This is a genomic window from Candidatus Aegiribacteria sp. (assembly GCA_021108005.1).
GTDB lineage: Bacteria > Fermentibacterota > Fermentibacteria > Fermentibacterales > JCC-6 > Aegiribacteria.
Window position 1 is genome coordinate 24,968 of record JAIORS010000192.1, and the last position, 9,445, is coordinate 34,412.

The 9,445-nt window shown below is 48.1% G+C and carries 8 protein-coding genes; 6 read left to right on the forward strand and 2 right to left on the reverse strand.

What is annotated here, in order from left to right:
- Nucleotides 1–77 precede the first annotated feature (77 nt).
- Nucleotides 78–2,081, reverse strand: a complete 2,004-nt coding sequence (locus K8S15_12355) for an OmpA family protein (GenBank protein ID MCD4776827.1) — start codon at nucleotides 2,079–2,081, stop codon at nucleotides 78–80.
- Between the two features lie 149 nt (nucleotides 2,082–2,230).
- On the opposite strand from K8S15_12355, the gene K8S15_12360 reads away from it, so the two are divergent.
- Genes K8S15_12360 through K8S15_12385 form a run of 6 tightly spaced genes read left to right on the forward strand, consistent with a single transcriptional unit; the run spans nucleotide 2,231 to nucleotide 7,250 of the window.
- Complete coding sequence (locus K8S15_12360) at nucleotides 2,231–3,169, forward strand: hypothetical protein (GenBank protein MCD4776828.1); 939 nt, start codon at nucleotides 2,231–2,233, stop codon at nucleotides 3,167–3,169.
- Nucleotides 3,166–3,975 carry a hypothetical protein gene (locus K8S15_12365; protein ID MCD4776829.1) on the forward strand — a complete coding sequence of 270 codons (810 nt, stop codon included), beginning with the start codon at nucleotides 3,166–3,168 and terminating at the stop codon, nucleotides 3,973–3,975. Before K8S15_12360 ends, K8S15_12365 begins: the two co-directional genes overlap by 4 nt.
- Nucleotides 3,976–3,997: 22 nt before the next feature.
- On the forward strand, nucleotides 3,998–5,179 hold the full coding sequence (locus K8S15_12370) for a ribonuclease D (protein MCD4776830.1): 1,182 nt from the start codon (nucleotides 3,998–4,000) through the stop codon (nucleotides 5,177–5,179).
- Nucleotides 5,179–5,823 carry an endonuclease III gene (locus tag K8S15_12375; protein MCD4776831.1) on the forward strand — a complete coding sequence of 215 codons (645 nt, stop codon included), beginning with the start codon at nucleotides 5,179–5,181 and terminating at the stop codon, nucleotides 5,821–5,823. Before K8S15_12370 ends, K8S15_12375 begins: the two co-directional genes overlap by 1 nt.
- 3 nt (nucleotides 5,824–5,826) lie before the next feature.
- Nucleotides 5,827–6,459 (forward strand): cyclase family protein, encoded by a 633-nt coding sequence (locus tag K8S15_12380; protein ID MCD4776832.1) that lies wholly within the window; start codon nucleotides 5,827–5,829, stop codon nucleotides 6,457–6,459.
- 23 nt (nucleotides 6,460–6,482) lie between these two features.
- Nucleotides 6,483–7,250, forward strand: a complete 768-nt coding sequence (locus K8S15_12385; protein MCD4776833.1) for a hypothetical protein — start codon at nucleotides 6,483–6,485, stop codon at nucleotides 7,248–7,250.
- A gap of 411 nt (nucleotides 7,251–7,661) precedes the next feature.
- Here the strand turns inward: K8S15_12385 and K8S15_12390 are convergent, their stop codons facing one another.
- The gene (locus tag K8S15_12390) at nucleotides 7,662–9,173 is read right to left on the reverse strand and encodes a CotH kinase family protein (GenBank protein MCD4776834.1); all 1,512 of its coding nucleotides are present in this window, start codon (nucleotides 9,171–9,173) and stop codon (nucleotides 7,662–7,664) included.
- Nucleotides 9,174–9,445: the final 272 nt, after the last annotated feature.

The window sequence follows — 9,445 nt, forward strand, 5'->3', positions numbered from 1 at the left end:
TCCCAACTGACCCCTTTAGAACCGTCCGCCCTGGAAGAAGGCAGGGGGCGGATTAACCGCCCCCTGCCGTAACGATGCTATCTGGTAGAAAGAACCGTGAACTCAATTCTTCTGTTCATCGCTTTGTTCGATGCGGAAGTATTGGGAACAACAGGCTGGTTCTCTCCAAATCCCATTGTGGTCAGCATGGTCGCAGGCACGCCCCGCTGCACAAGGTAATTGAACACTGATGTCGCCCTCTGTTCGCTGAGGGTCTGGTTGTAACTTGAGCTTCCGTCCGAATCCGTGTGTCCGGCTATCTGAACAACTGCGTTCGTGTTAGCGTTCAGAATCTCAACCATGTTGTTAAGAATATAGTAGGATTCGGGTTTGATGTTTGCGCTTCCACTGTCGAAGTAGATGTTATCAAATGAGATAACCTGTCCGGTCTGCAGTTCTGGCTTAAGGATGAAATCAACTATCGCAGTCTGATCAGCTTCTATTACAACTATGTCAGAAGATGCTTTGTAATCATCAGCTTCCGCTTTAACTGTCCAGGTTCCTTCAGGAATATCAAACTGGAAAATACCATCTTCAGTAGATTCGAATGATATGGTAGTATCGTCAAGCATTACCGAAATGGTTGCCATCAGCGGGTCACCGTTCTCGAATTCAGTCACGGTTCCCGCAATCTGACCAAGGCCAGCCTGCAGTTCAAGACTGAAGTCAACAACTACATCCTGACCCGCTTCAAGTACTACGGTTGCCGACGCTGCTTTGTAACCGGCAGCTGATACCGTTACAGGAATACTTCCAGCCGGAAGTGTGGCGGAGTAGAATCCAGTTTCGGGATCTGAAGCCACATCAGCAACAGCAGATCCAGGGAAGGATACGGTAGCCTCAACGGCTTCTCCCTCTTCTTCCTCCGTTATCATACCGGACACTGTTCCGGTCGTGACAGCCGGTCCTCTGTCAAGCAGATCGCTTGAGAAAGCGATACTTCCTGAAACACCCCAGTCCTGTGTTCCTCCATCGGGGAGGGGAGCTCTCTGGTTCCTGTCCTCAATGTCTACGCTTCCATCCTGATAAAGGCCATGTCCGTAATCAAAGAACTCCGGACTGAAAGTCGTAAGACCCATATTAAAACAGAAGTCCATAATAACTCCGCCACCGGAATAAACGCGGATCCCGGGGGTAAAGTACGCGACTGTATTGTAGTTGTCTCTGTCGAGATACTTTTTCATGGAGTATTCAGTATAGAGAACAGCGAATTCGGTGGGAAATTCCAAAGCGATGCCAAAATCAAGAGCGTTATCATCAACAATCGAACTTACCAGAACCGGATCCGCCTCTGTTCTGTTTCCGGTACTGTCGAACTGAAGTCTGTAATCATTCAAGGTTACAGTCTGCTTGTACTTGGAGTACCCGACATTGACATGCATTCGAATTGGCGTTCCCGGCCATAAACTGGCCATATCGGCCGATATCAACCCATCAAATCCCAAGCTCGTATGCCCCGTTGACAGGCTGGGCTGGCGCATGGTGTACATGGGGGTTCCCTGGTCGAATCTGCCGTCGTATTCTTCACACTCGACGGTCTGGTTGCTCGATGGAGCGAATGAGAACCAGTTGTCCAATCCGAGCCAGAGGACTTCGCTGGATGGAGTGGGGGTAAAACCAACTTTGTATCCAAGCATGACGTCTCCCATGCCGTGGACGCCGTCCCACTGGCCTATGGACTCATTTCTTGGTGGTGTAAGGTCAAACTCGTAGTACGTGGCTACATAGCTGATTCTTGCGGCTATTTCCATGAAACTTGTAATACCGTAATCTAGAATAAAGTACCCCTGGGATAGACGCTCGGAGTCCTCCACGCTTAAAATGGTATCAGATGTACTTCCAGCCGGGCGGTAATGAAGATCATCGTACTTGTCCGAACTGCTCCAATACCTCGCGGTAATGCTGAATGCCATCTGATTCGATCCGATGGTCCTGGCATCAACAACTCTGCTTACTCCTCTGAAACCCATGATCGAGGGTAGAGAGAAAGCTGATCCGGTCACTAATAAAAGCGTTAGGATCAATAAACCTCTGTTTCTCATTGTAACCTCCTCTTGTTTTGTACAATATTGATTATGACTTGCGTTAGAACAATTATACTATTAGAAAAGCATAGGCCGTATTTGTCAACTGTTAATTAGTATTGTCTTCGTTTTGAAAGCGGAGAATAGTCAGAGAAAGGAACTTTTGTATGTATAAGTATTCTATTCTGGTGCTTACCATTCTTCTCACCGGCAGTGTTGTGCTGGCATACGACCCTCTATACTACAACAACCTTACAGAGGCACTTCATGCGATGAAAGCCGATGGAGATGTTGCATTCGGGTATTTTGGAGCAAGCAAATACTGGCAGACTGATTCTCTTGGCAACAGCGATGAGTATGAATACAGTACAAGTATCGGAATAATCAGATTCCAGTTTCTCGGCAGATACGGATTAACTAACAGTCATACAATATCACTGGTCATCCCCGGTTATATGCAGCTTCAGGGGCCTGGAGATGCCACCGGTATCGGAATTGCGGATCCGTGGATTTCCCTCGATGGATGGCTTACAAGAGAACCAAGGCTTTTTGCCAGGGGTGCTATCAGAATTCCTCTCAAGGGATTCCTTGAATCGGGAGATTATACAGAAAGTGACAGGCATTTCGCCTTCGATGGCGCCATGACAGTGGTTAGTCCCATTTCGAATAGTTCAGGTATAAATATCGAAGCAACAGCAGGGCTGAGATATTACCTGTCAGCATGGGATGGGCTCTTCGAAAGCAGAAAGGATTCTGCGGAAACCAAGCCTCCTGTCGAGCTGAGGCTGAATGGTTTCTTTGTTCTCCCGGTCAACCCTGAACTCAGTCTGAGGCTTGGCGGAGAGATAGCCACAAGAGGTGAAACCGAGGCCTGGATTAATGAAATCTGGACTGACCAGAACGGAAGCTCGTTCAGCCAACAGGATCTCAGAGCAGGTTTTTCTATTAACAACGAAGGCCTTGACCTTACGGCAGAGGTATTCTACAGGCTCGGAGGGAAAAACACATCAAAAGAATGGGGGCTTATGATAAGCGGAACGGGTCTTGATTTTACTGACCTGTTCTCCACCGGATCAACGGGTTCTTCCGGTGGAAGCAGACAATGAAAAAAGTCCTTTCTCTCGTTGCTGTTCTTCTACTGGTTCTTACTGCCTTTTTGGCCCGGCAATACAGTACTGGAAAAAAGCTGATCGATACCGGGAAATATTATATGGAACACCTGGCTGCAGGTGAAAAGGAGGAAGCGTACTCCTTTCTTTCGGACAGCCTGGCGGGTTTTCTGACACCCGGTATTCTCGGTCATCTTCAGGATACACCCGCCTCTTGTACCATTAGAGCAGGCAGAAATGAGTATCGCGGGTTTACCCTTTCCGTTTCACTTGCAGAAGGTGGTTCAAGAACTCTATGGCTCCGCGAAGTATCCAATGGAAACTGGAAAATATCGGGAGACTCCTCTCTTGATAATCTTCTTGGCAACGCTATCATCCTCTGCTCCTCGTATGCGAAGGGAACAGTTATTACCGCGATTGCCGAAGGAAAAGACCTGGAGGATTATCTATGCCCGGTGAGCGGTTCCCCTTATTACGTTGAAAATGGAAAGCTGTTCTGCTCCGATGGGCATCTTGGGACTGGACTTGATATCGAAGGTTCTGCCTGCAGCGCCCGAAGAGACAGCCTGGCTGAAGTAGTATGTGAATATGTTTCCGCCGGTTACGAGTATCCATCCAGTTTCGGGGAAATGTACGAGAGGAGTAATGGCGCGTTCAGCCAGAGGGGTGGATTTCACTGTCCCGACGACGGTTATTCCTATTACGAAATAACCCCTGAGGGTGTATACTGCCCTTTTCACGGGAAAATTGACATTATTGGAAGTACAGGCTCAGCGGAATTATCTGATTCCACTTCACTCTGATAGAATTTGAATTGGGAGAGATTTGTACAGAACATCGATGATAAGCACACAGGAAGACCTGACGAAATTAACGGATAAACTCGGAGAAGAAGAGGCTATTGCCGTTGATACCGAATTTCATGGTGAAAGAAGATACTGGCCAGATCTGTTTCTTGTTCAGATAGCTGGCCGGGACGGTCCCGTAGCTATTGATCCTCTTGAAATTAAGGATCTTTCTCCCCTTGGCAGACTATTTGAGTCTGAAACACCGATTAAGGTCATACATTCAGCCAGAAATGATATAGATGTTCTCATGCATCATCTTAACATTGAATTCTCCTCCGTATTCGACACTCAACTTGCCGCGGCATTCCTGGGACACCCCAGGCAGATAGCCCTGTTCAAGCTTGTTAAAGCTGAATGTGACATTTACCCAAAAAAAGGTCATACTCTCAGTGACTGGTCACTGAGGCCTCTGGCTAACGATCAAATAGAATACGCTCTGGATGATGTCAGATACCTGCTTGATATATATAGAAATCAGGTAAAACAGCTTAAAGCAATGGGCAGATATAGCTGGTACAGCGAGGAAGCGGAAACACTCACAGACCCGTCAACATACAACAACTCAGTAAACAAGCTCTTCCGTAAGATCAAAACAAAGTCGAAGACAAGAGGCAACAGGCTGCATATCCTCTGGGCTCTTATCAAATGGAGGGAAGACGCGGCGAAACAGGTAAACAAACCCAGGAATTTCGTCGTCAAAGATTATGTCCTGGGAGCCATCGCCACTTTGGCCCCGGAAAACAAAAGGAGCCTTTCCAGATTGAGGGGAATCTCAAGCGGTTTCATTTCAAAATGGGGTGATGAAATCACTAACGTCATTTCGAATGCGGATAGGATTCCCGACAGCGAGATTCCAAAAATTCCCAGACACCATTCGCAACCAGGGGTTTCAGCACGAATGGATATACTTCGCATATTCCTGAAACAGGAATCATGCAGATTGAATATTTCTCCCGAGCTTCTTCTTTCAAAAGACCTGATTAATGCCCTCGCGAAGAATCCACCGAATACAGATGAGGAGCTTTATTCTCTCAGAGAACTCTCCGGCTGGCGCAAGGAAGCTCTCGGGAATGACCTTATATCCCTCCTTAGAGGTAAACTCGCCCTGAAACTGAATGCCAAAGGTAATTCAGGGCTGGATTTCATCAGGACGGAATAGTGTCTGGATTTAATCCATCTAAAACTCTAACCATGATGGAAATTTCTTTGACTTCCAGTGAAATCCCTGCCCCGATGGTGGAATCACGCAGAGCCTTTCCCGTCCTTGTTTCAACCATTATCAGCCTCAGGACAAGGGATGCCGTCACCAGAAAGGTTTCCAGTCAGGTTCTGAAGAAAGCTCCTGACATCGACTCCATGATCGTTATTAAAAAGGAGGAGCTTGAGCAGCTGCTTCGACCGGCTGGATTTTACAGGCAGAAAGCCGGACAGCTGAAAAGAATAGCTCTGATTCTCCAAAGAGATTACAAAAGCAAGGTTCCCGACACAATGGAAGGTCTGCTTAGCCTTCCCGGAGTTGGAAGGAAAACAGCGAATTTTGTGATGGGCATGGTCTTCGGCAAGCCTTCAATTTGCGTTGATGTCCACGTCCACAGAATTTCAAACAGACTGGCGCTGGTTGATACAAAAACTCCGGAGGAGACCGAGTTCGCTCTTCAGAAGCTTTTCCCGAAGGAAGAATGGACGGGAATAAACCACATCATGGTCAGATTCGGCCAGAATATATGCAGACCGGTGAAGCCGCTCTGCAATGAATGCCCCTTGAGCGATCAATGCCCTTCCGGAATTCAATTGAAAGGCTGACTCATGGAATACAGAATATCTCCAGAGGATTGGATCGATATTACTATGCCTGTTTCAGAGAATACTCCCGCGTGGCCCGGAGACGTCCGTTTCCTGAAGGAATCTTCTGTGGTTCATGGTTTCCGAACATCAAAACTCACCATGAGCAGCCATTGCGGAACTCATATAGATGCGCCGGCACACCTTGCCTCCCGCAGCGCTTTCGTTAACGATATTCCTCTTTCCCGTCTTATTCTTCCCGCAGTGGTCGTTGACTGCGAAGGAAAGCGCCGCATCCGTAAAGACCTGATCGAAAAGCTTTCCCTGGAGGGCAAAGCACTTCTTCTGAAAACAATCAATGAGCCACGAAAACCCGGGAATACGATGGAATACTCGTACCTTACCACACCCGCCGCAGAGCTGGCTGTAAGCGGGGGAATAAAAACGGTTGGTATCGATACACTTTCCGTGGATGCTCCCGATTCGGCGCTGGTTCATGAGATACTACTGAACGCATCCGTACCCATACTTGAAAATCTTCTACTTGAAGATGTTCGTCCGGGGAATTATCTGCTTATCTGTCTTCCCCTGAAGATAGAATCCGGAGATGGCTCTCCTGTACGAGCTTTCCTTCAACCTTTTCTGCCATTCGGCTGATAGAAAGCGAGTGTAACTGAGCTATGATCCTTCTGATCCTCTCCCTGACAGCCGGTTGGGGTCTGTCATATCCTCTGAGCAACAGCGGCAATGTAGATTCGAGATTCTTCTTTCAGCCGGATGAGGACAGGTTTTTATATTCGCGGGTGGATGACGATCTGACATTGATTCAATACGGACCTTTCCATTTCGGGACAGGTCTTACAATTGAAACCTACCTGGGCACCGGAAGAAGTGATAGCGGTACAGCTTTCAGAGTCAGTGGAGGACACTGGAACATTCGCGGCACTATAGGAGTGGATTACAAAAACATTCTGTTCTCTATCCTTGCTGACCACGATCGTTTTAACGATACTGATTCTGCCGATTCCAGCAGCCTGCGCATCAGCGGTCTGAAGCTTTCCATAGAGAATAAAGTAGATATTCGAATGGAAGATAATACGATCTTCCTTCCAGCCGGATATATCCCTCACTACAAAGTTAACATTGGTTTCTACCGCCCCAGAGGCGGATCTTTCCAGATCGGGCACATCCTGAACTGGTCTCTTCATGGAGAACTGAATTTTCCCCTGCTATCAGCAAGACGTATAGTATACGGCACCCTCTGGCACTCAGATTTCTACTTTCATGTTGACGGTAGCGGAAGCAGCAGGCATCTGGGTGAGGTATACGCGAACCACCGTTTCGGCAGGTGTGACCTCGCGCTGTTTCTCAGACATTACCTTCATGACACTCAACCGATCAAACCTCTCAAAGGAGAGACCTGCCTGGGTATGAGATTCGTCTGGTAACGATCTTTTTCAGGTTAACGGATGCGGGAGTATCAGGAATAATCGCCCCATCAATACCCGGTTCCGACTGGGTCCGCTACAATGGAGAGGAACCGGGTGTGGCTATAACAGGCGATGAAGATATTCCTTTCGCGCTGATGACGCAGCAGCAAGTTTGAATTCATTAATGTAAATCTTCTATGACACTGAACATATGTTACAAAAAGAGGGTATATTTTTGTAACAGTAGAGAGGTAGTTATGGATAGCCTGCGCAAGAGCAAAAAATCCAGAATCAGGGAGAATATCGAACTTCCGGAAAACAGCTATGTCAGCATCGGTGAGATTCCGGGTGGTCTTTATGCCGCCACCAGACATGCTGGTTCTTACAGAGGTTTACGCACCTGTCGAGCCTGTATAGCACAATCGGTAACTAAAGCCGGAGGAATGCATCTACTTCGAGGTTTCTCCGTCTTACATGATCCACAAGTTCCTCCAGGGCCTCATCGAATTCATCGGTACACTCAAGCAGCGAATAACCGGACAACTCACCGTTCTCCCCTGTAACAAACTGGCTAATCATATCGTGGAAATACAGGTACCTGACCTTCATATCTTCAGGATCGAATACGGTCTCCAGCACATGCTCCAGATTCTCCATGTACTTTTCCCTGTAGACCGGGTCGTCCATGAAGTACCGTATCAGAGGCCAGTTCCGGTCAACATCCTCCAGATCAAGTGTCAGCACCGGCATCAGGCCTTTGTCCGATCGGAGAGCCATGTTGTTGTCCCATGGTATCCATGTAAGCAGACCTGTAGCAGGGTCGTTATAAAGGTAATAGTTGTGTGGTGACCTCCCGTAAGTATCCCAGTTCTGAACAATTACGTTCACTGCCAGCCACAGAAGGAATCCGTCAACGTCGAATACACTCTCCAGTTCCCGCCGCCAGGCAGGTGCGTCGATAGTCCGCAATTCAGAGTGGATTGCATCGAACAGACGGAGTATGTCGTTCCAGTCCCCCTCCGCTCTGTTGGTCTCCTTGTCAAATTCTACTTCTGCGAAAGCCCCCTCCGCGAAGGTTGCTCCCCGCCCCTCAGGTTTGTAAACATTACCACCGTCATCGGTGAACTGCTCCTCTATGACAGTGTCGTCAACCACCTCTACCATGGTGTAGAGTCCAAAATACACCGGACCGCTGCCGTTATCGACGTAGAGCCTGTAAAAGGCAGTGTGAGGCGCAGGGACACCGGCTGCCCTGAAAATATCAGCGGTCACTTTCTCCCTTAGCAGAGAGGAATCCATGAAGTTACTGGAAAGAGTCAGTTGCCGGAAACCGAAGAACCTCTGATCCCGCACCTCAGGATATTCGCCCTCAAACTCATCAAAGTCCAGCTTGATGGGAAGCTTCATGACACCATCTCCCCATGTAATGGCCAGAGACGAATTACCCTTGAATCGGACACCCACATGTGTCCATTCCATGCCGTTGAATAGGATGGTGGCCTGCACCCAGACAGGGTTGCGGTCCCCTCCGATACTCAATCTGTGGCCGCCGGCGCCTCCCGGACCGGCCCCTACCGGGAAAGACATCTCTGGTGGAGGTAAAGGTACATTACCGAAACTATGAGGGGGGCCATCTGACGGACGAGGTGGAGGTGATCTGTCTCCCTCAGACGAATACGTCATCTTGCCGAACTCGCCACAAATTTCAGCCATGTCATCCATCATGATCTGCCATTCCCCCGGATCGAAAACGATGTCCAGCCTGTTTACCGAATTCTGTGGAAAGACCAGGTCATAATCCGGTCTGGCGGTTCTGTCATGGCTCATCTCTGTCCACGCCTCCGGGCGGGTGACCTCTTCCACCCCTTCAACACCCTCAGCAACACCAATCGAAAAAGGAAGAAACAGTACCAGTACTGTCAGCGCAAGTACTTCAAGCATATGTTTTATGATGGATCGATCCTTTCATGATGCAGGGCTTCCGGTCCCGCCCCGAGCACATTAACCTGCTTAATATAATACGCAGTAATGCAATGGCTGGAATCAGAACAGGTCATGTTCGTATGCAGACCCGATTCTCCTTCTTTCTCGGGTTTCAGTTTGTCATTGACAGTTTCTTAGTATCCACAAATACTATAATGAATTGTTTTATTGTAAATTGAAGGGATGTTGTTATGAACAATGCAGTAAGAATAGTAATACTGTTTATCGGT